Here is a 23861-nt window from a genome sequence, read left to right as displayed (position 1 = left end):
CGACACGCAACAAGCGGCGTAGTATGCCACAGGGATTGTGGCCATCGGCGAGTCGTGTGCGCGCGTCGCGCCATCAGACTACCCATAACCGAACCAGGCCGCCTGCGCGGTGCCTGCCCCCTCGGGCGAGGCAAAGAACTCGCGCATGAAAGCGCTGTAGCGATCCGCCTCGATGGCTGCGCGGATACGCTGCATCACCCCCTGGTAGTAATACAGGTTATGCCAGGTGTGCAGACGCGCGGCCAGGATCTCGCCGCAGCGATACAGATGGTGCAGATAGGCACGGCTGTAGTTGCGGCAGGTATAGCAGTCGCAGGCTGCGTCCAGCGGCCCGGTGTCGTGACGATGCACGGCGTTCTTGATCTTGATCACGCCCTCGCTGGTGAACAGATAGCCGTTGCGGGCGTTGCGCGTGGGCATGACGCAATCAAACATGTCGATGCCGTAACTCACGGCCGCGACCAGATCCGACGGCGTGCCCACGCCCATGAGATAACGCGGGTAGTCGACCGGCGTGACCGGCAGCACACCGTCGAGCACGCTGGCCTTGTCGGCCCAGGCCTCGCCCACCGACACCCCGCCGATGGCATAGCCGTCGAAACCGATATCCACCAGCGCGGCCATGGATTCGGCGCGCAGGTCATCGAACACGCTGCCCTGATTGATACCGAACAACAGATTGGAGCTGTCGCCGTGGGCGGCCCGACAGCGCGCGGCCCAGCGCATCGACAGCTGCATCGAACTGGCCGCGTCGGCCTTGGCCACCGGATAATCGGTGCACTCGTCCAGACACATCACGATATCCGAGTTGAGCGCGTGCTGAACCTCGATCGAGCGCTCCGGCGACAGATACTGGCGCGAGCCGTCGATGGGCGAGCGAAACGCCACGCCGTCCTCGGTAAGCTTGCGCATCTCGGCCAGGCTCCAGACCTGGAAGCCGCCGGAGTCGGTCAGAATCGGGCGCTGCCAGTGCATGAAGTCGTGTAGCCCGCCATGGGTGCCGATCACTTCAGTGCCGGGCCTGAGCATCAGATGATAGGTGTTGCCGAGCACGATTTCCGCGCCCAGCGACTCGATCTCCTCGGGCGTCATGCCCTTGACCGTGCCGTAGGTCCCCACCGGCATGAAGGCGGGCGTGGCCACGTCGCCGTGCGGCAGATGCAGGCAACAGCGGCGGGCATTGCCCGATTGAGACAGACGTTCAAGATGCATGGCGGCGCAGTCTAGACGCCGCAACGTGTGCCGTCGACGCGTGACCCCGCATGAATGGATGGGTTGGACGATTCCCTGCCCCGGTTAATTGAGTCGCACGCAACCTCGCGCATACACTGCGCATCTTCCTGACGCCTGCATGGCACACGGGGTCCACATGCATATCGCTCGTCTATCGGCCACGCGCCGGTCATTTCCTGCTATCGCCTGCGCGCTGCTGGCCGTAGCCCTGGCCACGCCGGCCGCGGCCGCCAACTATCTGCAATCACTGCGCACGCTGTCGCAGCGCGCCAACGTCAGCGCACTCGTGGTGCGCCTGGACAACATGTCCACCATTGCCGAGCTCAATCCGGACCAGCGCCTGACCCCGGCCTCGGTCAGCAAGCTGTTCGCGGTCAGTGCCGCGCTGGAACAGTTCGGCCCGGATCATCGTTTCGTCACCCGCTTCGCCAGCACCGGCGCGGTATCGGGCGATACGCTCAACGGAGACCTGGTGTTCGTCGGCGGCGGCGACCCGTCCCTGGACAACGCCGATCTGTGGTCGCTCATCGGCCGCCTGCGTGGGCGCGGCATAACCCATGTGACGGGTAATCTGGTAGTCGACGACGGCCTGTTCGGGGCCGTGCCCTGCCTCACCAAGGACCGCTGCGATGCGCAACGCCGCGCCTCACATGCCTACAGCGCACCGCTGTCTTCGGCCGGCATCAACTACGCGACCGTGCATGCCAGCGTCTACGGCGGTAGCCGCGCCGACGACCCGGCGCGCGTCGTGCTGCACCCGAGCACGCTGTCCGGTTATGCCATAGACAACCGGGTCAAGACCGGCCTGCCCGGCTCGCGCGCCACGATGACGGCGTGGCGCACGTATGAAAACGGCACATCGACGCTACACCTGCGCGGCTCTCTGCCCACCGACAGCGGCCCGTTCGAAGTCCACCGCGCGGTAACCGGGCCGGCCTCCGACACCGCCCGCGTGCTCGCCGCCATGCTCAGCGACACCGGCGTACGCATCGACGGCAACATCCGGGTACGCACCAACGCCGGGCGCGACACGCGCACGCTGGCGCAGGTGGAAAGCGATACTCTGGCCGAGCAGCTGATCCCGCTGATGGCCTATTCCAACAACTACATGGCGGATACGCTCACCCTCGATCTGGCCGCCGACAGCCAGTACAACCAGCCGCTGACGCTGCCGTTGGCCTCGCAGTCGCTGGAGGCCCTGGCCGACCGCGCCATGCGCCAGAGTTTTCCCACTCACCCCACGACCACGCCGGGCCCGATCTTCGACAGCGGCAGCGGCCTGGCGGTCAGCAACAAGCTCTCGGCGCGCGACCTGGTCGCCCTGCTCGGCTATATGTACCGCCAGAATGCGCTGTTCCCAGCGTTGTACGGCAGCATGCCCGTACCGCTGTCCGCGCCGTCACGTACCTTGAAACAAGGCAATTTCGACTGGCTGACCCGACTGACCGCCAAGACCGGCACCCTCAGCGAGCCGGTCACCGTGCGCGCGCTCGCCGGTTATTTTCGTCTGCAGGACGGCGGTTTCGGCGCGTTCGCCTTCGTCATCAACGGCACGCCGTCGCGGCCCGGACTCACCTATCGCCAGACGGTCACCGCCTATCAGACCGATATGGAAGCCATTCTTTCCGACTATTGATTACGAAACACGGCCTCATCCATTGGTCGCGGAACGCGCGATCGGTATACTGCGCCTCGACCATCGGCCCAGGTGGCGGAACTGGTAGACGCGCCGGATTCAAAATCCGGTTCTGGCAACGGAGTGCGAGTTCGATTCTCGCCCTGGGCACCATCGCCATCTCGATAATGGCGTGATGACTGATCCCGAAAAGCCCGCATCGATTCGATGGCGGGCTTTTTTATGGTGCGGCACACTGTCCATCGCCATCCGACAGCCTCTTGCATGCCTGCGGCGACCCCGTTGGCCCTACCGGATCTCGCCCCACGGCATGCTGGCGGTCGTCAGTCCCGAGCAAGGCGTCCTGCATGACCACTGAATCCGCGCTGATCAGCTTCGCGTTCGCGGCCACGTTGATGACCATCACCCCCGGTATCGATACCGCACTGGTATTGCGGACTGCGGTCGTGGAGAACACGCGTCATGCCTTGTGGGCAGGCTGCGGCGTGGTCACCGGCGTGCTGGCCTGGGGCTTGCTCACGGCATTGGGGCTGGGCGCGGTGCTGGCGGTGTCCGAGACTGCCTACCGGGTGCTCCAGTTCGCCGGCGCGGCCTATCTGGTCTGGCTGGGCGCATGCATGCTTTGGGCCGCAGCGCGAACCCGAACCGCGAATACAGCGCAGGAAATGGGCGACCACGATTCGGCGCAGTCCGAATCACGCGGTCGCGGGGCGCGCCGCTGGTTCGTACGCGGACTCCTGACCAACCTGCTCAATCCCAAGGTCGGCGTGTTCTACGTAAGCTTTCTGCCGCAATTCATCCCCACCGGCGTCAACGTGGTGGCGTTCAGCATGGTGTTGGCCGCACTCCATGCCGGGCTGAGCCTGCTCTGGTTTGTCGGCCTGGCGTTGGCGGCGCGCCCGTTCGAGCGCGTGCTGGCCCGGCCATCGACGGCGAGAGCGCTCGACGGCATCACCGGCACGGTGCTGGTCGGCTTCGGTCTGCGGCTGGCCCTGGACTCGCGCTAGGCCTGTTGCCCCGATTTCTGGCGATATCAGCAGTTACAGCCGGAGGCCGAAACGCGGGCCGATTGCCGTCATCGCCATGTAGAGCCCGATGGTCAGCACACAACCGATCACGAGCGCCGGCCAGAAGCCCATGCCACGGTTGAGCAGTGCCGGAATCAGCAGAAACATCGGCAGCGACGGCAGCACATACCAGAACGTCGCGCCGACATGCGCCGCCATACGTGCGCTGTCGTGGGTGTCGTGCCACAGCCAGATCATGCCCAGCAGCGAGATCAGCGGTAGCGACGCAATCAGCGCGCCGAACCCCGGACTGCGCCTGGCCACGCTCGATACCGTGGCGATAAGCAGGCCCGAAAGCACGCACTTGGCGATGAAATAGAACATGAACGGATTGAGTGTGGGAGCCGCCAGGCCATTGTGCCAGCGCCAAGAGTAGCGGCCCCGAGGCGCAGCTACACCGCCAGATCCTCGACGTGCCCAGCCATCGCCTGCCGCCGCGAGGGCGGCGGAAACAGCGCCATGCCGAGGGTGATGGGCCCCAGCCGACCCACGAACATCATGGCGATGACGACCAGCTTGCCGACCGAGGTGAGTGCACCCGTGGCGCCCAGGCTGAGGCCGACGGTGCCGATCGCCGATGCCGACTCGAACAGCAGCGGTAGAAAACCTTGTCGCTCCACCAGCATCAGCGTCGTGACACCGATCACCAGCGTGCCGACGTACATTCCGGTCGCCGCCATCGCCATCTGGATACGCGCCGCGCCGATATCACGGCCGAGCAGGCCGATACGCGCACGGCCGGCGAGCGTGGACCGCACGGCCCCATAGAAGATGGCGATCGTGGTCGACTTCAGGCCGCCGCCCGTGCCCGAAGGCGACGCCCCCATGACCATCGCCACGATGAGCAGCAGGATCGAGGCCGAACTCATGCCGGCGATCGGATAGGTATCGAAACCAACGGTGGTCATGGCCGTCATGGTCTGGAAGAAACTCGCCAGCAGCCGCTCTTCGAGCCCCAGCTTCGCCAGGCCGGTATCGGTGAGCGCGATAACCACGGTGCCGATCAACGCCAGCCAGAACGTCACCCGCAGGATGATGCGCGAGGTCAACGACCGCCGTTGGCGCGTCGTCAGCCAGCGCCACCAGTCGCTCATCACGATGAATCCGATCGCGCCGAGATAACTCAGCGCCGCCACCACCATGTTGATGCCCGTGTTGGCGCGATAGTCCTCGAGACTGTTGTCGAACAGACTGAAACCCGCGGTGCAGAAAGCCGAGATCGAATGGAATATGCCGTTCCATATCGGCTCGGGAGCGCCGGCGCGCGCGAACAGCAGAGCCAGTGCGGCCGCGCCAACCACCTCGATGACGAGCGTGAAGCCCACCACATTACGGATGAAACGCGCCAGGTTCATGCGCTCGGGCAACACGAAGGCGGTGCGCGCGACACCCCGGTGCATGTCGTCCAGGCGGTGGCGCAGCGCCAGCATCACGAAAGAGCCCAGCGTCATATAGCCGATGCCGCCGACCTGGATGAGGCCCGCGATGACCAGCTCGCCGAACAGGCTGTATCGCGTACCCGGACTGACCGTAGCCAGGCCGGTCGTGGAGACGGCCGAGGTGGCGGTGAACAGGTTGTCGAGCCAGGACACGCCGTGACCGGCCTGCGCGAACGGAAGACACAGCATCACGAAGCCGCTGGCGATATACAGCGCGTAGCCCAGCACGACCAAAGTGGCCGGGCGTCGGGAGCGGATGAACGCGCTGAAACCGCGCGGTTCGCTATTCACGGGATGCTTTCAGACGGTGCGTGCACGAAGCGATGGAGAGATATCTGAGCACAGCCGCGGGCTAGTTGCCACCGCATCGCGACGGCGCACGCCGGAGCGCACGGCGCTATTCTGTATCATGCGCGCCGCGATCGCCTTCCACGGCGATCAGCCTGACCTCGAATCCGGAATCCGCTGATGAATATCGACCCGCAACTGCTGCGCGACTGCCATGTCCTGGGGACACTCGATCGCGCGACCGTGCTGCTCAACCGCAACGCGAGCGTCGGCTGGCTGATCCTCGTGCCCGAGACCGAGGCGATCGACTGGCACGAAGTCGACGATGCCGAGCATGACCAGATCAGTGCCCAGATTCGCCAGCTGTCCGGCTTCACCGCGCGCTGGTTTTCGGCCGACAAGCTCAACGTGGCCACGCTCGGCAATGTGGTCGCCCAGATGCATATCCACGTGATCGCGCGCCACCACAACGACCCCTGCTGGCCACGGCCGGTCTGGGGGCATCTGGATGTGGTGCGCGACTACCCGGCCGCCGAGGTCGACGCGCTGCAGCACGCCTTGAGCGACGACATGGGCCTGGTGCCGGGCGGCATGTCATGAGTACCGAGGCAATTCAGGAGCTGGAGATGCGTATCGCCTATCAGGACGACGCCATCAGCCAGCTGAGCGACGTTGTCTACGAGCAGTCGCAGGAACTCGCGCGGCTGAGCGAACTGTGCCGACAGCTCGAAAATCGGGTGAAGTCGATGGCCGACGGCGAAGGCGGCGGCAGCGATGACAACGCCCCGCCGCCGCACTACTAGATCAGCCCTACTAGAACTGAATCCGGCCGCCGCCCTGGCCACCACCGCCGAAGTCGCCCTGACCGGGCACCTGAATCTGCTGGCTCTGCTGACGCTGCATTTCCTTGAGTTCCTCGATGGCGCGCTCGGCCGCGGCATTGACCGCATCGGGGAACTTGTCGATGGCACCGGAGAGCGAATCCGCATCCAGTTCGAACGACAGCGGCAGGCTACCCGCCGGCGTCATCAGGCTCGCCTGACCTTCGAAACGGGTCTCGCGCGCGGGGTCGTCGTCGCCCTCGGCGGTGACCGGCACCAGCCGACGGATACTGCCGACCTTAAGGTCCGTGAATGATTCCTCACGGAACATGTTGTCGGGGTCGATCTTGATTTCTGGCATGTCGTTGGCGGCCATGACTACGGTCCTTGGTTCAAATTATTGCGGCAAGGATAACAGCGCCCGCGGCGTCAGAACGATTGCTGACTCAGGAACGCGGCCGAAATCCGCGCCTTCAGCTGACGCTTGAACGCGTCGCGTAGCCGTGCGCTCGTTTTCTGCTCGTCGCTGCCCTGGACCAGTACCTGCTGCAGGCCGTTATAGATCGAATAGGTCTGGACGACGCCGTCGTGGTCGCGATCGTCGGTGCGCAAAAGCTGGGTGGAGGCCGATGCCGACAGCGTCACCTCGTCGCTGCCCGGTTGCCGGTGAACGATATACAGGATGCGAAGTACATACACGCCCGGCGGCAGCGTCTTGTCGCCCATAACAATGGCCGACCGGTTCATCGACGCCAGCTTGTCACGCGCCATGTCCGCGATCAGGTCATCGGACAGGCTCGAATGATTAGGATTGGCTACCGGGCGGATATCCAGGTAGACGGGCCGCTGTTGCGCGCTCTGCGGCGACTGAGCGAGGGCCGCACCGGCCATTGCCAGCATCGAAATCGCGACCAGGAGGGCAGCCAATCGTGTGTGGTTGTTCTTTTTTTTCATGAAGATACTTAAAGGGTGAGTGAATAAACGGCCGGCATCATGCGTACCCGTCGCGATCGCCTGAAGCGCGCGCAGCACCGAACAGACTGGCTGCTGTGCCTTCTACGCGGCGCTACGAAACGCCGACCGGAACCATGCGGCGAGCCGCCCTGTGGACGAAGGCGCGCGGCAATACAGGCCACCGCGATTGCCGCGGACACACCAGTCCTCAGAGCGCCTGGGCGTTCTGGAAGGCTGACGAAATACGCGCCTGCAGTTCTTTCTTGAACGCGGCACGCAGCAGTGTCTGCGCACGATCCAGATTCGGCCCCTGAACCAGGGTCTGCTGCATGCCGTTATAGACCGAGAAGGTCTGCACGCCGCCGTCGCCTTCGTTGGCCGTGCGCAGCAGTTCGGTCGAGGCGGCGGCAGCTAGCGTCATGCCGTTCTCGTCGGGCTGCTGATGGACGATATACATGATGCGCAGCACGCGTACACCCGCCGGCAGCGCCTGGTCCTTCATCCGAATCGTGGCCTGGCGCGCGCCCGACAGCGCTTCGCTGGCCATGGCCGCGACCACGTCCTCCGGCAGGATCGCGTTGTCGGCGTCGGCCACCGGCATGATGTCCAGATAGACCGGACGCTCGGGCGTGTCGGCCGTGGGGCCGGCCTGCGCCGCCATGGCGCTCTGCGAGAGCAGCATCACGGCCACCACAGGCAGCAGGCGGGCGATCCAGGTCATTCGATTCATGGTCATTTCCGGTCGTCAAAGCAAAGCCGGCTCGAGGCGTATGCCCGAGCTCGTGGCGTTAGCCTATCGCCTCGAACCGAAACCGCAGATTAACCGGTATTGCGCATGCCCGCGGCGATTGCGTTGATCGAACGCAGCACCGGGTCCAGCCAGGCGCGGTCGCCCTGCTCCCGGTAGCGCGCGAGCGCGACGATCTGGATATGATTGAGCGGATCGAGATACGGTCGGCGCCGATCGAGCGACGTCTGCAGCACGACATCGTCGTCGAGCAACGCCTGTTCGCCGGTGATCGCCAGCACGCCGGCGACCGCGCGATCGTATTCGGCGCGAATCTCGTCGAACACCGGCGCGTGCTCGCCGGCCAGCCGCGCGTAGCTGGCAGCGATCGGCATGTCGGCCTTGGCCAGCGACATCTGCACGTTATCGATGATGGTGGCGAAATACGGCCAGTCCCGATACAGCTGACGCAGGGTATCGGCGTCGACACCGGCCTGCGTGAGCGCGGTGCCCAGCCCCAGCCAGCCGGGCAGCGTATGCCGCGACTGCGCCCAGGCGAATACCCAGGAGATCGCGCGGATCGAGGATTTGTTCATCTTCGCCGAGGACGGCCGCGAGCCGGGCCGCGAGCCGATATTGAGCGCGCTGATCTCGGCCGTGGGCGTGGCGGCCTGAAAATAATCGAAGAAGGCATCGGTATTTTCGGTCAGCTCGCGGTAATAGCGTTCGCCGGTTTCGGCCAGGGTATTGGCGACGGCCGAATGATCGGCGTCGTCCGCGGCGATGCCGCTGGCCTTGAGCGTGCCGGTGACGCCGAGCGTGAGCTCGTGGATGGCGGTTTCCGGGTTGCTGTACTTGGCGAAGATCATCTCGCCCTGTTCGGTGAACTTGATATGCGAGCGCACCGTGCCGGGCGGCTGCGACATGATCGCCTGATGGGTCGGGCCGCCGCCGCGCCCGACCGTACCGCCGCGGCCATGAAAGAGCACACAGTCGATGCCGTGGTTTTCACAAAGCGTCACCGCGATCTGCTGCGCCCGGTAGAGCTGCCAACGCGAGGTCATGATGCCGCCGTCCTTGCAGGAGTCCGAATAGCCGAGCATGACCTCCTGGCGCAGGATATCGTCATCGCGCTTGCCGGCCGCGATGAAGGCGCGGTAGGCCGGATGCGCGAGCAGCGTATCGAGCACCGGCTCGATGTGTTCCAGATCGGCCACGGTCTCGAACAGCGGCGAGATCGCGAGCGCCGGCTCCTGGGCCTGGCCGGGCTCGTAGACGCCGGTCACGCGCATGAGCCACAGCAGGGCCAGCACGTCGGAGACGCTATGGGTCATGGAGATCACATAGCTGCCGAAGGCCGCCGTGCCCAGCGTGCGGGTGAATTCGCGCACCACGTCGAGGCTGGCCAGCGTATCCGCCACGTCGGCGGACACATCGAGCCGAGCGATGGACGGCGCGTGGTCGCGCTCGAGTTCGCGACCAAGAATTGCCACCCGCTGCGACTCGTCGCCGTCGGCGTAGGCCGTCTCGATGTCGAGCGCGCGCAGCAGTTCATCCACGCACTGGGTATGACGGGTGGATTCCTCGCGCAGATCCAGGCGCGCCAGATGAAAGCCGAAGGTCTCCACCAGCCGCTGCCAGTCCTTGATCTCGGCGTTGGCGATGGCGCCGTCGCCGTGGCTGACCAGCGATTCGCGCATGATGCGGATATCGTCGAGCAGCGCGGCGGCGCTGTCGTAGGCGATCGCGCTGCGTTCGCTGCGCTCGGCGCGCAGGCGCAGTTCGGTCTGGATCTGGTCCACCATCGCCTCGATGCGCTGGCGGATCAGATAGAGCTTGCGCCGGTACGGCTCGGCCGCGAAGCGCTCGGCGCGCACGCCGGTATGCGACGCAATCAGGCGTTCGTCGGCGTCGAGCGCCGCCCAGAAAGCGTCGCTGGGCGTACACCAGCGCGTGGAGAACGCCAGTCGGCTGGAGAGATTGTCGATACGGCGCAGATATTCGGACAGCACCTCGCGCGCCTGCATGCGCAGCGCATAGCGGGTTTCGCGCGCGGTGACATAGGGATTGCCGTCGCGGTCGCCGCCGATCCAGGAACCGAAGGTGAGCACGTTGGGCGCTTCGACATCCTCGTCATAGGCGTTCTTCAGCGCCCGTTCGAGGTTGCGGTAGATCACCGGCACGCTGGCGAACAGCGAGGCGCGGAAATAATACAGGCCGTTGCGAATCTCGTTCTCGACCGTCGGGCGGCTGCCGCGTACCTCCTCGGTCTTCCACAGCACCTGTATGTTCTGGCGGATATGCTCCTCGATCTCGGCTCGCCGCAGCGTATCCGGTGAGCCGAAAGTGAGTTCGTGAAACCATTCGAACAGACGACGCAGCGCATCCAGCACGGCGCGCGGCTTGGCCTCGGTCGGATGCGCGGTGAATACGGGCATGAACGACAACGACTCGAGCCGCTGCAGCGCGTCCTGCAGGCTGTCGCCGTTGGCGGCCATATCGGTGAACGTGCGGTTGAACGACCCCAGCCACTGCGGGTTGCCGTCGGCCGCCAGCGCGCGCCGCGTGCGATGCGCATGCAGTTCTTCCAGCAGATTGGCCAGATTGAAATAGATCGCGAAGGCGCGCGTGACTTCGGTCATGGTCTCGGCTGGCAGATCGTCGATCAGCGCCTGCAGTTCGGCGCGCTTTTCGGCGTCCTCGATCTCACGCAGGCCGATATAGCCCTGGCGCAGCGTCTCCACGGTATCGAACACGTCGGCGCGTGCCTGCGAACGCAGCACATCGCCCAGCAGCGCGCCGGCCGAGCGCACCTGGGAGCGCAGTTCATCGTCCTGCTGGCGAAGGTCGGCCTGACTTGCGGCCGGGTGGTTCTCGTTGATCGCTGGATTCATCGTTCAATCGTCACCGTTTCAAAGCGTTGATTCGAGCATAGCAGCGCTATCGCAGCTACAGACGTCGTCGCCTGACAGACATTCACTGCTCAGGCTTCTGCTACCCTTCACGATCTATGCCAAAACCCATGTCCTTCTGTCCCAACTGCGGCGCGCCGATCGAATTCCGCGTGCCCGAGGGCGACGATCGCAAGCGCAATATCTGCAGCGCGACCGGCGAAATCTTTTACCAGAATCCGGTCAACGTAGTCGGCTGCATCGTCGAGCACGAGGGCCGGATCCTGATGTGCCGGCGCGCGATCGAGCCGCGGCTGGGCTTCTGGACGCTGCCCGCCGGTTTTCTCGAGCTCGGCGAGACGATGCGCGACGGCGCCGCGCGCGAGACGCGGGAGGAAGCGCAGGCCGAGGTGGTCGACGCGCAGCTGTTCACGATGATCGATGTCACCCATATCGGTCAGGTGCATGTGTTCTATCGGGGCCGCCTGGCCGGTACCCACTACGGCGCCGGTCAGGAAAGCCAGCTGGTGGCCCTGCTGAACGAAGACGAGATCGACTGGCCGCAGCTGGCGTTTCCGACCATTTATCGAACCCTCCAGCACTATTTTGCCGACCGCCGTGCGGGCGAGTTCAGCCTGCACACGGAAACGCTGGGCGTCGACGACTGGAAAGCCATGCATCTGGCGCGCGAGCCCGACGTATCGTCGGGCAGCTGATAAACTTACGCGCAATTTTCCAGGCTTTATGACGAGGATTCCGGCATGACGTTCGTTGTCATCGAAAACTGCATCAAGTGCAAATACACCGACTGTGTCGAAGTCTGCCCGGTCGACTGTTTTCACGAAGGCCCGAACTTCCTGGCCATCGACCCGGAAGAGTGCATCGACTGCACCCTGTGCGAGCCCGAATGTCCGGTGGAGGCGATTCTGTCCGAGGACGATCTGCCGGCGGATCAGGCGGAATTCCTGCAACTCAACGCCGATCTGGCCGCCGAATGGCCGGTGATAACCGAGGTCAAGAAACCGCCGGAAGACGCCGACGAGTGGGCCGACAAGCCCAACAAGCGCGAGCTGCTCGAACGCTAGTCAGCGACCCGCGTCCGGCCCGCGACCATCACGGCCCGCGCCGGGCGATCAGCAGATCCATATAGGCGCCCTCGACCAGCGACGCGTCATCGATCGCGAGTGCACGCATCAGTGCCGCGGCTTCGGCCTGGCCGGCATTTTCCGGCTCTCGTTCGGCGAGCACCACCTCCAGTTCGACGAAATCACCCAACCCCTGGACCCGGTCGATATGGATGCGCGTGCGCCCGGCCATGAACAGCATCCGCGTCTTGATCACCTCGCCGAGCACGCCCAGCGCATCGGCAAGCGTCTGGCGCAGGCCGGCCGGGTCATCAGTGGCGGTACGCCGGTAGAACGACGGCTTCGGCCCGGCGGCGTCGGCGCGCCGGTAAAAGATCAGCTCGCCGCTGGCATCGCCGAAGTCACGCAGCTTGAGCCGACCCTCGGCGCAGGCGAAAAACGTATCGTGCTGTCGGATTTCGTACGGCCCGTCGTCAGCCACGGCCACCACGGCGCGAAGCAGCGATTCGCGATCGTCGATACGCGCCTTGATTTCGATATTACGGGCCATCCATCAGCCACGCGGATGATGTTCGGCGTGCAGCGCGGCCAGACGCGCGCGGGCGACATGGGTATAGATCTGGGTGGTCGACAGGTCGGCGTGGCCTAGCAGCATCTGCACCGCCCTGAGATCGGCACCGTGATTGAGCAGATGAGTGGCGAAGGCATGGCGCAGGGCATGCGGTGAGACCTGTGAATTGATGCCCGCCTGGTCAGCGTAGTGGCGAATCCGATGCCAGACGTTCTGGCGCGTCATGCCGCCACCGCGCCCGGTCACGAACAATGCATCGCTGGCCGCGGCGCCCAGCAGCAGCCCACGGGCGCTGCGCAGATAGTTCTCCAGCCAGGCCACGGCGGTATCGCCGAGCGGCACCAGCCGTTCCTTGCCGCCCTTGCCGGTGACCCGGATCACGCCCTGGCGGGTGTTGACCTGGGCACGACTGGCATTGACCAGTTCCGATACACGCAGGCCGGCGGCATACATGAGCTCGAACATGGCACGGTCGCGCAGGCCGAGATCGGTTTCGGTCGCTGGCGCATTCAGCAGCGCCTCCACGTCGGCCTCGGTGAGCGTCTTGGGCAGACGCCGCCCCTGGGTGGGCATGGCGATGAGCGCGGTCGGATCTTCCTCGATCGTGCCGGCTCTAAGCTGATAGCGATAATACTGACGCAGGCTCGACAGCAGGCGCGCGGCACTGCGCGGGCTCGAGCCCGGCGTGTTGCGCGCCGCCAGATAAGCCTGGATATCGCTGCGCTGGGCGCGCTCGATCAACGGTGCGTCACCGAGCCAGCGGGCGAAATGGGCCAGGTCGTTGCGATAGGCCGCGAGCGTGGCATCGGCCAGCCCGCGTTCGGCCCAGAGGCCGTCCAGGAAGGACTCGATGCGCAGCGCGGTATCGTCGTCGAGAGCGTCGATGGCAGCCATGGACGCGAGGGTATACTGGAGCCCATTTTTTGGCGAGACGACAAACCATGGCAGACGGAGACCAGACGCCGCGGACGCCGCGTGCGCGCTACGAAGCCGACCTGAAGAACGACGGCTTCAGCCACGATCCGGAACAGGCGAAAGCCGTCGATGCGCTCCAGGCCATCTACGACGGGCTGGTGGCAAACCGCAGCCACAAGAGCCTGTTCGGCAAGACCCGGCGGGAGCCGGTCAAGGGGCTGTATCTGTGGGGCGGCGTGGGCCGCGGCAAGACCTATCTGATGGACTGCTTCTTCGACGCCCTGCCGTTCGAGCAAAAGACACGGCTGCATTTTCATCGTTTCATGCAGAAGGTCCACGAGGCGCGCAAGCGCTACGCGAACCGATCCGACCCGCTCAAGCTGATCGCAAAGGAATGGGCCAGCGACCGCGTGCTCTGCTTCGACGAATTCTTCGTCTCGGACGTGGCCGACGCGATGATCCTGGCGCGGCTGAGCGAGGAACTGTTCGAACGCGGCGTCACCCTGGTGACCACCTCCAACGTCGACCCGGACGATCTGTACCGCGACGGCCTGCAACGCGAGCGCTTCCTGCCGGCGATCGAGCGCATCAAGCGTTATTGCCGGGTCATGCATCTGGCTGACGGCACCGACTACCGGCTCGATCATATCGACGAGTCGGCCACCTACCAGACACCGCCGGGCGAACGGGCCGACGCGGTGCTGGCCGAACATTTCGACCGCCTGGCCGCGCGCCAGCACGAAGCCGCCAACAACGTGAAGGTACTGGGGCGCAAGATCCCGATCCGCCGGCGCGGCGACAACGTGGTCTGGTTCGATTTCGAGGATCTGTGCCGCTCCAATCGCTCCGCCAACGACTACATCGAGCTGGCACGCGAATTCTCGACCATCATGATTTCGAACGTGCCGGTATTCGACGACAACGAGAACAATGCGGCCCGGCGCTTCATCAATGCCGTGGACGAATTCTACGACCGCCGCGTCAAGCTGTTCTGCACCGCCGCCGCCGAGCCGGACGATCTCTACGACGGCTCGCGTCTGTCCTTTGAATTCGAGCGCACCGCCAGCCGCCTGCACGAGATGAGCTCGACCGACTATCTGGGCGAGCCGCACCGGGCCTGATCGCGGGCCCGCACCGCGCATGCATCGGCGCGGTGCGTTATGCGTACACTCATCGAGTCGAGCGCACAGCGCGCGGAGGCACGATGAACCAGAACAACAACCCCGGTGCGGCCCCGCGTGTGGTCGTGCTGGTCATGGCTCTGTTGCTGACACAGGCGAGCACAGCCGATACGACCGCGCCCGGCGACGAGGCCACGTCTGCCCCGCTGCCCGGCCATCTGGTCGACGTCGCCGGCCACCGCATGTACCTCGACTGCGAAGGCTCCGCCGTCGATCACGGCGCGACCGTGATATTCGACTCGGGGCTGGGTGACAGCGCGGTCGTCTGGGCCCGCGTGCAGCCCACGATCGCCGGTTTCACCCGTGCCTGCAGCTACGACCGGGCCGGCTACGGCGAAAGCGATGCGCGCCGGCCGCCGCGCACCAGCACGATCATCGTGAGTGAACTGCATCAACTGCTCGCGCGCGCGGATATCGCGCCGCCCTATGTGCTGGTCGGCCACTCCTTTGGCGGCTGGAATATGCAGCTCTACGCCTCGACCTATCCGCAGGACGTCGCCGCGCTCGTGCTCGTGGACAGCAGCCAGGTCAACCAGATCGAGCGCTATCAGCGCGATGTCGGGGCGACGATTGCGCCCAAGGGCGATTTTCATTTCACCATGACCCCGTTCGTGCCGCCCGACCTGCCTCCGCTCGCGGCCGAGCGCGCCCGCGAGCTCACCTACGACCCGGTGACCTGGCGTACCGCTCACCACGAATTCGTGGCATTTCGTGTCAGCGAAGCCGAGGTTGCCGCCGCCCGGCCCCTGCCACGGGTGCCGATCATCGTTGTCAGCCGCGGCGCCGCCATCGACGCCAGCGATACCCGCCACGCCGAGCGCGAGCGGCTATGGCGCACGCTGCAACAGGAATTCGTGGATGCACATCCGGGCAGCGTGCACTTCGTGGCCCGCAACAGTGGCCACTATATCCAGCTGCAACAGCCGCAGCTCGTGATATACAGCATCTGCCTGGCGCTGGAGCGCGCCCACGAGGACAGCGGCGACTGTGCCCTGCCGGTGCCGCCGGCGAGCCTGCGCCCGAGCACGACAGCCGCCTCGCCGCGCTGATCGACGCTAATCGGTCTCGCGCCGGGCCACCATCGAGACCGTATCCAGCCGCATCACCACGACCTCGTCCTGATTGAGTGTTTCCACCAGAAAATGCACGAGGCCCATCTCGGGGCGCGATTTCGACAGCCGTTTTTCGGTCACCGTCACACGCGCGGACAGAGTATCGCCGGGATAGACCGGCCGCAGCCAGCGCAGATTATCGAAACCGGGGGAGCCAAGACTGGCCAGCGGCGCCTCGCGCCCGGTCATCATCATCTTCATGGTCAGCGAGGCGGTGTGCCAGCCGGAAGCGGCCAGCTTGCCAAAATAGGTGTCGCGGGCGCCCTCGTCGCTCAGATGAAAACGCTGCGGATCGTAGCGCCGGGCGAAATCCACGACCTCCTCGGCACTCAACGTCACCGGGCCCAGCACCACGCACTGGTCGAGCGGCAGATCTTCGTAGTGAATCACGAGGCGGCCTCACTGGCCGCACGGCGGCCGAACAGCCCGGCAGATGCGATTTCGCAAACCACCTCGCCACTCTGGTTGAGTACTTCGAAACGATTCTTGACCAGGCCCATCTCCGGACGGCTCTCGAGCACGCGAGTGGCCACGATCTCCTGGCGCACCGACAGCGTATCGCCGGCAAACACGGGCTTGTTGAAACGTACCGAATCGCAGCCCGGCGAGCCCATCGAGGCGGATTGCTTGAGGACGTTGTCCACCAGCATGCGCATGAAAATCGAGCAGGTCAGCAGGCCGGGCGCGGTCAGCGCGCCGTAAGGGCTGTCCTTGGCCGCCAAGGGGTCGACGTGGAAAGGCAGCGGATCATATTCCTCGGCGAAGGCGATGATCTCCGCTTCCGAGACATGATAGGCACCGTAGGTCTCGACATGGCCGAGCTCGAAGTCTTCCCAGTAACGCATCTGCCGACGATTTCCTTTCCGCGGGAACGGCGGCGACTATAGCAAGCGCGATCTCCGGGGTGAACAAACCCCGGGCAGAACCCGACCGCGAGGCGGGGCTACTCGTCGACCACCATGCCCTTGGCGCTGTCCATACCGGTCGCGCCGGTCAAGGTGGCGCTGTCGAAATTCGCGCCGCTGGCATCAGCCCCCGCGAATTTCGCGTTGCTGAGATTGGCGCCGTTGAATTCGGCGCTGCGCAGGTCGGCATCGCGGAAATCCGCGCCGGTGAGATTGGCGAACTTGAACAACGCGTGGTTGAGCGACGCGCCGGAAAAATTCGCGTTGGTCAGATCGGCGCCTTCGGCCTCGAAGCGCATCAGGCCCATGGACTGATTGCCCATGTCGGCGCCCAGCGATGCCTTGCTGAAATCGGCCTCGGCGTCGTTGCCCTGGGACAGCTTGGCGATTACCCGCGCGCCGGACAGATCGGCGCCCTTGAACACCGGCGACTGCTCACGCGATGGGTCCAGCCCGCGCGCGACCACCGGGCCGAACATATGCACATCGCGCAGATTGGCGTTGGAGAAGTCCGCGCCGATCAGCCAGGCGCCGTCGAGGTTGGCCCCCATGAGGTTGGCGCCGGTGAGGACCGTATTCTCCATGCGCGCGTTGTTCAGGTTGGCACCGGCGAGGTTGACCCCCGACAGATCCATGCCCGACAGGTCCAGGTGGCTCAGATCATGGCCGGAAAAATCGGCCGGCTGCTCCGGCGTCGCGGCATCCAGCTCGCCCTGTATTTCATCGATGGTCAGCTCGCCCGCCATCACCCCGCCGGCATGGCCGATGACCACGGCCGCGGAAAACAACAGGGACCAGATACGATTTTTCATCTATTCATTCCTCCGGACACTACCTGACACTCTGTGCGCACAGCAGGCACGCGCCTGTTTGTTCGGAGCATACGCATGTGGCGGTATGGCAACTGAACGCAACGCGAGGTTCCACCCCCTGCCGCTGGCGCAAACCCGCAGCCATCTCCAGTAATAGCAATTACCGTATCAGAATGCACGAGAATACAGGTATAGACCAAAGAATATGGACGCCCGACAGCGTCCGGTGCCATGCTCGGTGATCCAATAAAAAAAATCGTTACACCGTTTTACCAGCCCAAGAACGAGGAGATTCCATGCAATCCACCATGATGGACCGCCCGCTGCTGCTCGACGATATTCTCGAGCGCGCGAGCACCCAGTTCGGCGACGTCGAAATCGTCACCCACATGCCGGACAAGAGTCTGCACCGCGAAACCTACGCCGACATGGTGCGGCGTGCCAAGCAGCTCGGCCAGGCGCTGATCCAGGCCGGCATCAAGCCCGGCGATCGCGTCGCGACCTTTTCCTGGAACACCTACGCCCATCTGGAAGCCTACTTCGGTATTCCGATCACTGGCGCGGTGCTGCATACGCTCAATCTGCGCCTGCCCCCGGACGACGTCTCCTGGATCGTGGACCACGCCGAAGACCGTTTTCTGATCATCGACGATGTGTTGCTGCCGCTGTACGAGAAATTCGCCGACCAGGTCAATTTCGAGAAAGTGATTGTCGTGCCGCTGTCCGGAAAACCGGTACCGGACGGCATGACCAGCTATGAGGATTTCCTGGACAGCGCCGAGGGCGAGTTCGTCTACCCCGAGAAGAGCGAATACGACGCCTGTGGCATGTGCTACACCTCGGGCACCACCGGCAAGCCCAAGGGCGTGGTCTATTCGCATCGCTCGAGCGTGCTGCACGCCATGATCGCCGGCGTGCCGGATACCCTGAATCTGTCCTATAACGACACCATTCTCGCGGTTGTGCCGATGTTCCACGTCAACGCCTGGGGCCTGCCCTATGTCGCGACGATGACCGGCGCCAAGCAGGTCTTCCCCGGCCCGCATATGGACCCGGAAAGCCTGCTCAACGTCTACGAGGCCGAGCAGGTCAACGTCACCGCCGGCGTACCCACGATCTGGATGGGCATTCTCAACGCGCTCGACGCCGAACCCAAGCGCTGGAAGCTGCACCCCGAGATGCGCATGACGGTCGGTGGCTCGGCCGCGCCCGAAGCGATGATTCGACGTTTCGATGCCTATGGCTGCACCGTCATTCAGGCCTGGGGCATGACCGAGACCTCGCCGCTGGCCTCCGCGGCCCGGCTCAAGCCGTCGATCCAGAAACTCTCCGAGGACGAGCAGTACGCGCGCCGCGCCACCGCCGGCATGCCGGTGCCGTTCGTGGATACCCGCATCGTCGGCGACGAGGGCACGCCGCTGCCGTGGAACGGCGAGGACATGGGCGAAATCCAGGTGCGTGGCCCGTGGATCACCGGCAGCTACTACCGACTGGAAAACAGCGACGAGAAATTTACTGCCGACGGCTGGCTGCGTACCGGTGATATCGCCACCATCGATCAGGACGGCTATATCAACATCACCGACCGCACCAAGGACGTGATCAAGTCCGGCGGCGAGTGGATCTCCTCGGTCAAGCTCGAGAACGAACTCATGGCCCACGAAGACGTCGCGGAAGCCGCGGTCGTGGCCAAGACCGACGAAAAATGGGGCGAACGCCCGCTGGCCGCCGTCGTCCTTCGCGAAGGCCGCACCCTCGAGCCGGAAGCCCTGGCCGAGTTCCTGCGCGGACGCATGGAGAAATGGATGGTGCCCGACGACTATGTCTTCGTCGACGCCATCCCGCGCACCTCCACCGGCAAGTTCAGCAAGCTGGACTTACGCAAGAAGCTGTTCGACGAGGCGTAGCGGCGAGCACGCGCCACGCTCGGCCCGGCCTGCCTGACGGCGGCCGGGCTTTTTATTGGGGCTTTGTGAAGCCTAGGCGGGCGGCCCACGTGTGCTCGCGAGCGCAAATGCAATGCCTCGTCGCACGCTTGTTGCGGGGCAGCCGAGACTGTCGCACCAGCAGTTCTTCGGGTCCGCAAAGACGAGCGGCCTAGGGCCTATTGCCGTTTCGTGCGAGCGCCGCGTTGGCGTCCTCAAATCGCGTCAGGCAAGGCGCGAGTCGCCGGTCGTGGCTCTAGCCACGATCAAGACTTGCAACGCCGCCTGAGGTGATTTGAGGCCCAACCCTTCGGGACAAGGGCTGTTTTGCGGCAATACAGCGTTACAGCGCGCTTGCGTAGAATGACTACGCGGCACTTGCTGCGCCTCGTCTTGCCGCAAAACAGCCCTTGGCGCGGTCTCGCACGAAACGGCAACAGGCCCTAGCCCTCGACCGCAAGAGATTCTGTTTGGCCGAGATATTCGGATAAACGCGCGCTCAACTCGGGTTTGAGTGCCGATGACTGTTCGTCACCCGGAAAACGTCTGTCGGCCACGTCAGCCTTGAACTGTCTCGCGGCCCCGGTGATATCTTCGGCAACATTCAGATATCGCCGGGTGTGGCGCGGCTGGAAATCGGTAAACAGGCCGAACAGATCGTGGAACACCTGGATTTCGCCATCACAATCGGGCCCGGCACCGATACCGATGGTCGGGATATCCAACTGCCGTGAAATGGCCGCAGCAATCTCGGTTGGCACCAGTTCCAGAACAACGGCAAAAGCACCCGCGGCTTCGAGCGCCTTGGCGTCTCCGATAAGCTGCACCGCAGCGTCGAGGTTACGCCCCTGAACACGGGCGCCACCTAGCGTATGGGTGGATTGCGGCGTATAGCCAAGATGACCGCAGACCGGAATACCGGCTTGCACCAGACGAGCCACCGTTTCGGTGATTTCGGAGCCACCCTCGAGTTTTACGCCGCCAACCCCGGTGGTCTGCATCAGCCGACCGGCGTTGCGCAGCGCATCTTCAACGCTTATGCGATAGGTCATGAACGGCAGGTCCGCAATCACCAAAGCATGGGGCGCACCGCGCCGGACCATCCGGCTGTGGTAGATCACATCGTCCAGCGTGACTGCGAGCGTTGATGCCTCGCCACGCACGACCATGCCAAGCGTATCGCCGACCAGAATCACCGGAATGCCGGCCGCCTCGCACATCTGTGCCGCCGTGTAATCGTAGGCCGTCAGCGCGGCAATTCGTTCGCCCTTGTCTTTCATCGCGGCCAGACGGGACGGTGTGATCGGGTGCATCGAGATCTCCTGCAACGCTCATTGAAGACGAGCGACGCAGCGTTCCACTAGGAAGCCATCGAAGTCAACGCTAAGATAAATCCTGTATATCTCGTATTTTTCTAAGAGCCCATGACGTTCGAAGACCTGCGTATATTCGTCGCCGCCTGCGACACGGCCAACCTGAGCGCGTTGGCCCGCCGGCTGGGGCGTACCCAGTCGTCGGTCAGCCAGCGTATGGCTCGTCTGGAAAACGAGTTCGGGACTGCATTGATCGAACGCAGCGCCAAAGGCATTCGCCCCACTCAAGCTGGAGAGCTTCTGCGCGAACTGGCGCTTGAGAGCCTGGGTTCGATCGAGTTGGCTCGAGAGCGCATTCAGGCGCTGATTCATGGTGAACACGACACGCTGACCGTCACCACCGGTGGTACGACCGTTCGTCATTTCCTGAAGGATACGGTGGTGCGGTTCAAAGCCCGGCATCCGAATGCCCATATCCGATTCGTACCCGCGGGTTCGACGCAACGCTGCTTCGAACTGCTGAGAACAGGCCAGGCTGATCTCGCGCTCATCACCACGCATGAGCCGTCGCCCGGAATAGCCACGCGCGCGCTGGCGATGCAGGATTTCTACCTGCTCGTGAACGAGACTCACGAGCTGGCGAGCCGCAATCATCTGCGCCTGCAAGATCTCTGTACGATTCGTTATCTCGGACTGGCCGAAGGCACCGCCCATCGTCGCCTGATTGATCTCGCGGCGGCTGACCAAGGTCTGCAACTGACCCCGGAGTTGGTATTGGACGACTTCGATACGGCCAGCGTATTTGTCGAGCTCGGCCTGGGGCAGGCGATCGCGCCAGCGGTCCAGGCATACAATTTTGTCCAGAATGGCAAAGTTCGCGCCGTCCCTATCGTGGATATTCCGCCGGCGTCTTTTGGGTGGGGCTTTCGACACTGGAAGCACTTGTCTGCGCTGTCGAAAGACTTCGTCGACTTGTTCGACGACGCGCTCGGCCAGATGGCGTTCATCCCCGGCCTGCAGCTCATCGCCACAACGACGGGAAAGGCTCTGGCGCCGCCCGCGCCCGGACCCAGGTGAGTTTCCGTTTGTAGCCGATAGCGCAACGCGGATAGTCACATACGCCGAAAGATCTTCGCCCGCCAAGAGGCCCGCGCAGCACGACGAATCCACGCAAGCCGGGGTCACGACTCGCGTGGATTCAAGCGTCTGGCTTCAAGTGCGCGATTACGGCACCGCTACAAATGGCGCGCGGCGTCCACCATATCGACCGCGTCCGGGCCGCCGGCGACCATCGCTGCATAGCCGCGTGCCTTGGGCAGGATCTGGCGGATATAGAAACGGGCACTGGCCTGGCGCGCCTGGTAGAAATCCGTTTCGTCGGTTTCGCCGTCGAGGGCCACCCGGGCCACGTCCGCGATACGCGCGGCATACCAGGCGCCGACCACATAGCCGGCCAGCATCATGTAATTGAACGCATTGGCCATCGCGACATCCTGCCCGCCCGCGATCAGCGTATCCGTGGCCTGCTCGAACAGATCGAGCGCGGCTGCCAGACCGGGATGCGCATTGGCGCCCGGCGCGGTGCCGTCGGCGGTGGCGCGCATGTCGGCAATCAGTGCTTTCATTGCCGAGCCCTGATCGCGCAGCAGTTTGCGGCCGACAAGATCGATCGCCTGAATGCCGTTGGTGCCTTCGTAGATCGGCGCGATACGCGCGTCGCGCAGATACTGGGCCGCACCGGTCTCCTCGACGAAGCCCATGCCGCCGTGGATCTGGACACCGGTGTTGGTCAGTTCCACGCCGAGTTCCGTGCCCCAGCCCTTGACGATGGGAATCAGCACATCGACACGCGCCTGGGCGGTTTTGCGCTCGGCCGCATCGTCGCTGGATTCGGCGACGTCCATCTGGCTGGCGGTGTCCAGACACAGGGCCCGCAGGACATCGATCTGGCTGCGCATGGTCATGAGCATGCGCTTGACGTCGGCGTGCTCGACGATGGCGGTACCGCCCTGCTGGCGGTCACGCGCATAGGTCAGCGCGGCCTGATAGGCACGATCGGCCACGCCCAGCGCCTGCAGGCCCATCTTGTGGCGGGCGGCGTTCATCATCGTGAACATGCAGGCCAGACCGCGGTTTTCCTCGCCGACCAGATACCCGAGCGCGCCGTCGCCCTCTTCACCGTAGGTGATGGTGCAGGTCGGACTGGCGTGGATGCCCAGCTTGTGCTCGATCGACGCACAGCGCATGTCGTTGCGCGCGCCGGGGCCGCCGGCGTCGTCGAGAATGAATTTCGGCACCAGAAACAACGAGATGCCTTTCACGCCAGCGGGCGCGTCGGGCAGCCGGGCGAGAACCAGATGGATGATGTTGTCGGCGACGTCGTGCTCGCCCCAGGTGATGTAGATCTTCTGGCCGAACAGGCGATAGGCGTCGCCATCGGCCTGCGCGCGGGTACGCACGGCGGCGAGATCGGAGCCGGCCTGTGGCTCAGTGAGATCCATGCACCCGGTCCATTCGCCGCTGACCAGCTTTTCCAGATAGCGCGCCTTCTGCTCATCGCTGCCGTGATGCGACAGGGCCTCGACGGCGCTGGCGGTCAGCAGCGGGCACAGGGCGAAGGACATGTTGGCCGCGTTCCACATCTCCGTGGCCACCGAGCCGAGTACCCGCGGCATGCCCATGCCGCCGTGATCGGGGCTGCCGGTAAGGCCGTTCCAGCCGGCCTCGACGTACTGCCGGTAGGCATCGCCAAAACCCGGTGCGGCGGCGACGCCCTCCGGTGACCAGGTCGCGCCTTCGGTATCGCCGACCCGGTTGAGCGGCGCCAGCACCGACCCTGCAAAACGGCCGGCTTCCTCGAGGATGGCGTCGACCGTATCCGGCTCATATTCATCGAAGCCCGGCAACGCACGGATACGGGCCGCGTCCAGTACTTCGTTGAGGATAAAACGCATGTCGCGGGTCGGCGCTCGATAATCAGCCATGA

The 23861-nt window shown here is 64.4% G+C and carries 24 protein-coding genes and 1 tRNA gene; 11 read left to right on the top strand and 14 right to left on the bottom strand.

Annotated features, from left to right (window positions below; all coding sequences use genetic code 11):
• Positions 1-78: 78 nt before the first annotated feature.
• Entirely contained in the window at positions 79-1212 is a 1134-nt protein-coding gene (tgt, locus tag ACFOSU_RS20695; protein ID WP_380691935.1) for a tRNA guanosine(34) transglycosylase Tgt, read from the bottom strand.
• Between the two features lie 157 nt (positions 1213-1369).
• Between tgt and dacB the strand changes: the two genes are divergently transcribed.
• The 3 genes from dacB to ACFOSU_RS20680 all read left to right on the top strand — a co-directional run bounded on the left by dacB (position 1370) and on the right by ACFOSU_RS20680 (position 3876).
• Entirely contained in the window at positions 1370-2869 is a 1500-nt protein-coding gene (gene dacB, locus ACFOSU_RS20690) for a D-alanyl-D-alanine carboxypeptidase/D-alanyl-D-alanine endopeptidase (protein WP_380691933.1), read from the top strand.
• A 66-nt stretch (positions 2870-2935) separates the two neighbouring features.
• Positions 2936-3022 (top strand) — tRNA-Leu (locus ACFOSU_RS20685).
• A 194-nt stretch (positions 3023-3216) separates the two neighbouring features.
• Positions 3217-3876: a LysE family translocator gene (locus tag ACFOSU_RS20680; RefSeq protein WP_380691931.1), complete on the top strand. Its 660-nt coding sequence runs from the start codon at positions 3217-3219 to the stop codon at positions 3874-3876.
• A gap of 33 nt (positions 3877-3909) precedes the next feature.
• On the opposite strand, the gene ACFOSU_RS20675 is transcribed toward ACFOSU_RS20680, so the two are convergent.
• A complete protein-coding gene (locus tag ACFOSU_RS20675) occupies positions 3910-4260 on the bottom strand; it encodes a DUF3147 family protein (RefSeq protein WP_380691930.1) in 351 nt (116 codons plus the stop codon).
• Positions 4261-4328: 68 nt separating this feature from the next.
• The gene (locus ACFOSU_RS20670; RefSeq protein WP_380691929.1) at positions 4329-5666 is read right to left on the bottom strand and encodes a TrkH family potassium uptake protein; all 1338 of its coding nucleotides are present in this window, start codon (positions 5664-5666) and stop codon (positions 4329-4331) included.
• A gap of 177 nt (positions 5667-5843) precedes the next feature.
• Between ACFOSU_RS20670 and ACFOSU_RS20665 the strand changes: the two genes are divergently transcribed.
• Positions 5844-6263: an HIT domain-containing protein gene (locus ACFOSU_RS20665; RefSeq protein WP_380691927.1), complete on the top strand. Its 420-nt coding sequence runs from the start codon at positions 5844-5846 to the stop codon at positions 6261-6263.
• Complete coding sequence (locus tag ACFOSU_RS20660) at positions 6260-6466, top strand: SlyX family protein (RefSeq protein WP_380691926.1); 207 nt, start codon at positions 6260-6262, stop codon at positions 6464-6466. The genes ACFOSU_RS20665 and ACFOSU_RS20660 overlap by 4 nt, the downstream gene beginning before the upstream one ends.
• A 10-nt stretch (positions 6467-6476) precedes the next feature.
• Here the strand turns inward: ACFOSU_RS20660 and ACFOSU_RS20655 are convergent, their stop codons facing one another.
• The 4 genes from ACFOSU_RS20655 to ppc all read right to left on the bottom strand — a co-directional run bounded on the left by ACFOSU_RS20655 (position 6477) and on the right by ppc (position 11059).
• Entirely contained in the window at positions 6477-6860 is a 384-nt protein-coding gene (locus ACFOSU_RS20655) for a hypothetical protein (protein ID WP_380691925.1), read from the bottom strand.
• Positions 6861-6913: 53 nt separating this feature from the next.
• Positions 6914-7516 (bottom strand): hypothetical protein, encoded by a 603-nt coding sequence (locus ACFOSU_RS20650; RefSeq protein WP_380691924.1) that lies wholly within the window; start codon positions 7514-7516, stop codon positions 6914-6916.
• Positions 7517-7646: 130 nt separating this feature from the next.
• Positions 7647-8168 (bottom strand): hypothetical protein, encoded by a 522-nt coding sequence (locus ACFOSU_RS20645; protein ID WP_380691923.1) that lies wholly within the window; start codon positions 8166-8168, stop codon positions 7647-7649.
• 89 nt (positions 8169-8257) lie between these two features.
• Positions 8258-11059 (bottom strand): phosphoenolpyruvate carboxylase, encoded by a 2802-nt coding sequence (gene ppc, locus ACFOSU_RS20640; RefSeq protein WP_380691922.1) that lies wholly within the window; start codon positions 11057-11059, stop codon positions 8258-8260.
• A gap of 128 nt (positions 11060-11187) precedes the next feature.
• Here ppc and ACFOSU_RS20635 point away from each other — a divergent pair, with 128 nt between their 5' ends.
• Positions 11188-11772 (top strand): NUDIX hydrolase, encoded by a 585-nt coding sequence (locus tag ACFOSU_RS20635; protein WP_380691921.1) that lies wholly within the window; start codon positions 11188-11190, stop codon positions 11770-11772.
• Between the two features lie 45 nt (positions 11773-11817).
• Complete coding sequence (gene fdxA, locus ACFOSU_RS20630; RefSeq protein WP_380691920.1) at positions 11818-12141, top strand: ferredoxin FdxA; 324 nt, start codon at positions 11818-11820, stop codon at positions 12139-12141.
• Positions 12142-12169: 28 nt separating this feature from the next.
• On the opposite strand, the gene ACFOSU_RS20625 is transcribed toward fdxA, so the two are convergent.
• The gene (locus ACFOSU_RS20625; RefSeq protein WP_380691918.1) at positions 12170-12691 is read right to left on the bottom strand and encodes a class IV adenylate cyclase; all 522 of its coding nucleotides are present in this window, start codon (positions 12689-12691) and stop codon (positions 12170-12172) included.
• 3 nt (positions 12692-12694) lie between these two features.
• Positions 12695-13606 carry a site-specific tyrosine recombinase XerD gene (gene xerD / locus ACFOSU_RS20620; RefSeq protein WP_380691917.1) on the bottom strand — a complete coding sequence of 304 codons (912 nt, stop codon included), beginning with the start codon at positions 13604-13606 and terminating at the stop codon, positions 12695-12697.
• Between the two features lie 47 nt (positions 13607-13653).
• On the opposite strand from xerD, the gene zapE reads away from it, so the two are divergent.
• Together zapE and ACFOSU_RS20610 are read left to right on the top strand one after the other, a co-directional pair.
• Positions 13654-14748: a cell division protein ZapE gene (gene zapE, locus ACFOSU_RS20615; protein WP_380691916.1), complete on the top strand. Its 1095-nt coding sequence runs from the start codon at positions 13654-13656 to the stop codon at positions 14746-14748.
• Between the two features lie 83 nt (positions 14749-14831).
• A complete protein-coding gene (locus ACFOSU_RS20610; RefSeq protein ID WP_380691915.1) occupies positions 14832-15857 on the top strand; it encodes an alpha/beta fold hydrolase in 1026 nt (341 codons plus the stop codon).
• Positions 15858-15863: 6 nt separating this feature from the next.
• On the opposite strand, the gene ACFOSU_RS20605 is transcribed toward ACFOSU_RS20610, so the two are convergent.
• The 3 genes from ACFOSU_RS20605 to ACFOSU_RS20595 form a co-directional block, all read right to left on the bottom strand.
• Positions 15864-16310: a MaoC family dehydratase gene (locus tag ACFOSU_RS20605; protein WP_380691913.1), complete on the bottom strand. Its 447-nt coding sequence runs from the start codon at positions 16308-16310 to the stop codon at positions 15864-15866.
• A complete protein-coding gene (locus tag ACFOSU_RS20600) occupies positions 16307-16765 on the bottom strand; it encodes a MaoC family dehydratase (RefSeq protein WP_380691912.1) in 459 nt (152 codons plus the stop codon). Before ACFOSU_RS20600 ends, ACFOSU_RS20605 begins: the two co-directional genes overlap by 4 nt.
• A gap of 98 nt (positions 16766-16863) precedes the next feature.
• Positions 16864-17637 (bottom strand): pentapeptide repeat-containing protein, encoded by a 774-nt coding sequence (locus ACFOSU_RS20595; protein ID WP_380691910.1) that lies wholly within the window; start codon positions 17635-17637, stop codon positions 16864-16866.
• Positions 17638-17933: 296 nt separating this feature from the next.
• On the opposite strand from ACFOSU_RS20595, the gene ACFOSU_RS20590 reads away from it, so the two are divergent.
• Positions 17934-19544, top strand: a complete 1611-nt coding sequence (locus ACFOSU_RS20590) for a long-chain fatty acid--CoA ligase (RefSeq protein WP_380691909.1) — start codon at positions 17934-17936, stop codon at positions 19542-19544.
• A 461-nt stretch (positions 19545-20005) separates the two neighbouring features.
• On the opposite strand, the gene panB is transcribed toward ACFOSU_RS20590, so the two are convergent.
• Positions 20006-20875 carry a 3-methyl-2-oxobutanoate hydroxymethyltransferase gene (gene panB / locus ACFOSU_RS20585; RefSeq protein ID WP_380691908.1) on the bottom strand — a complete coding sequence of 290 codons (870 nt, stop codon included), beginning with the start codon at positions 20873-20875 and terminating at the stop codon, positions 20006-20008.
• Positions 20876-20986: 111 nt separating this feature from the next.
• On the opposite strand from panB, the gene ACFOSU_RS20580 reads away from it, so the two are divergent.
• On the top strand, positions 20987-21952 hold the full coding sequence (locus ACFOSU_RS20580; protein WP_380691906.1) for a LysR family transcriptional regulator: 966 nt from the start codon (positions 20987-20989) through the stop codon (positions 21950-21952).
• Between the two features lie 158 nt (positions 21953-22110).
• Here ACFOSU_RS20580 and ACFOSU_RS20575 read toward each other — a convergent pair whose 3' ends face one another.
• The gene (locus ACFOSU_RS20575; protein WP_380691905.1) at positions 22111-23859 is read right to left on the bottom strand and encodes an acyl-CoA dehydrogenase; all 1749 of its coding nucleotides are present in this window, start codon (positions 23857-23859) and stop codon (positions 22111-22113) included.
• Positions 23860-23861 lie beyond the last annotated feature (2 nt).

It is taken from the genome of Salinisphaera aquimarina (assembly GCF_042643355.1).
GTDB lineage: Bacteria > Pseudomonadota > Gammaproteobacteria > Nevskiales > Salinisphaeraceae > Salinisphaera > Salinisphaera aquimarina.
The sequence above is the reverse complement of the archived record's forward strand: the minus strand, read 5'-3'. Positions and strand labels throughout refer to the sequence as shown.

What these genes read in the sequence shown, in the direction of transcription:
- fdxA (WP_380691920.1), top strand. Translation starts at nt 11,818, where the DNA reads ATGACGTTCGTTGTCATCGAAAACTGCATCAAGTGCAAATACACCGAC.
- ACFOSU_RS20595 (WP_380691910.1), bottom strand. Translation starts at nt 17,637, where the DNA reads ATGAAAAATCGTATCTGGTCCCTGTTGTTTTCCGCGGCCGTGGTCATC.
- ACFOSU_RS20675 (WP_380691930.1), bottom strand. Translation starts at nt 4,260, where the DNA reads ATGTTCTATTTCATCGCCAAGTGCGTGCTTTCGGGCCTGCTTATCGCC.
- panB (WP_380691908.1), bottom strand. Translation starts at nt 20,875, where the DNA reads ATGCACCCGATCACACCGTCCCGTCTGGCCGCGATGAAAGACAAGGGC.
- dacB (WP_380691933.1), top strand. Translation starts at nt 1,370, where the DNA reads ATGCATATCGCTCGTCTATCGGCCACGCGCCGGTCATTTCCTGCTATC.
- ACFOSU_RS20625 (WP_380691918.1), bottom strand. Translation starts at nt 12,691, where the DNA reads ATGGCCCGTAATATCGAAATCAAGGCGCGTATCGACGATCGCGAATCG.
- zapE (WP_380691916.1), top strand. Translation starts at nt 13,654, where the DNA reads ATGGCAGACGGAGACCAGACGCCGCGGACGCCGCGTGCGCGCTACGAA.
- ACFOSU_RS20660 (WP_380691926.1), top strand. Translation starts at nt 6,260, where the DNA reads ATGAGTACCGAGGCAATTCAGGAGCTGGAGATGCGTATCGCCTATCAG.
- ACFOSU_RS20680 (WP_380691931.1), top strand. Translation starts at nt 3,217, where the DNA reads ATGACCACTGAATCCGCGCTGATCAGCTTCGCGTTCGCGGCCACGTTG.
- ACFOSU_RS20665 (WP_380691927.1), top strand. Translation starts at nt 5,844, where the DNA reads ATGAATATCGACCCGCAACTGCTGCGCGACTGCCATGTCCTGGGGACA.
- ACFOSU_RS20610 (WP_380691915.1), top strand. Translation starts at nt 14,832, where the DNA reads ATGAACCAGAACAACAACCCCGGTGCGGCCCCGCGTGTGGTCGTGCTG.
- ACFOSU_RS20600 (WP_380691912.1), bottom strand. Translation starts at nt 16,765, where the DNA reads ATGCGTTACTGGGAAGACTTCGAGCTCGGCCATGTCGAGACCTACGGT.
- ppc (WP_380691922.1), bottom strand. Translation starts at nt 11,059, where the DNA reads ATGAATCCAGCGATCAACGAGAACCACCCGGCCGCAAGTCAGGCCGAC.
- ACFOSU_RS20655 (WP_380691925.1), bottom strand. Translation starts at nt 6,860, where the DNA reads ATGGCCGCCAACGACATGCCAGAAATCAAGATCGACCCCGACAACATG.
- xerD (WP_380691917.1), bottom strand. Translation starts at nt 13,606, where the DNA reads ATGGCTGCCATCGACGCTCTCGACGACGATACCGCGCTGCGCATCGAG.
- ACFOSU_RS20590 (WP_380691909.1), top strand. Translation starts at nt 17,934, where the DNA reads ATGCAATCCACCATGATGGACCGCCCGCTGCTGCTCGACGATATTCTC.
- ACFOSU_RS20575 (WP_380691905.1), bottom strand. Translation starts at nt 23,859, where the DNA reads ATGGCTGATTATCGAGCGCCGACCCGCGACATGCGTTTTATCCTCAAC.
- ACFOSU_RS20635 (WP_380691921.1), top strand. Translation starts at nt 11,188, where the DNA reads ATGTCCTTCTGTCCCAACTGCGGCGCGCCGATCGAATTCCGCGTGCCC.
- ACFOSU_RS20645 (WP_380691923.1), bottom strand. Translation starts at nt 8,168, where the DNA reads ATGAATCGAATGACCTGGATCGCCCGCCTGCTGCCTGTGGTGGCCGTG.
- ACFOSU_RS20580 (WP_380691906.1), top strand. Translation starts at nt 20,987, where the DNA reads ATGACGTTCGAAGACCTGCGTATATTCGTCGCCGCCTGCGACACGGCC.
- tgt (WP_380691935.1), bottom strand. Translation starts at nt 1,212, where the DNA reads ATGCATCTTGAACGTCTGTCTCAATCGGGCAATGCCCGCCGCTGTTGC.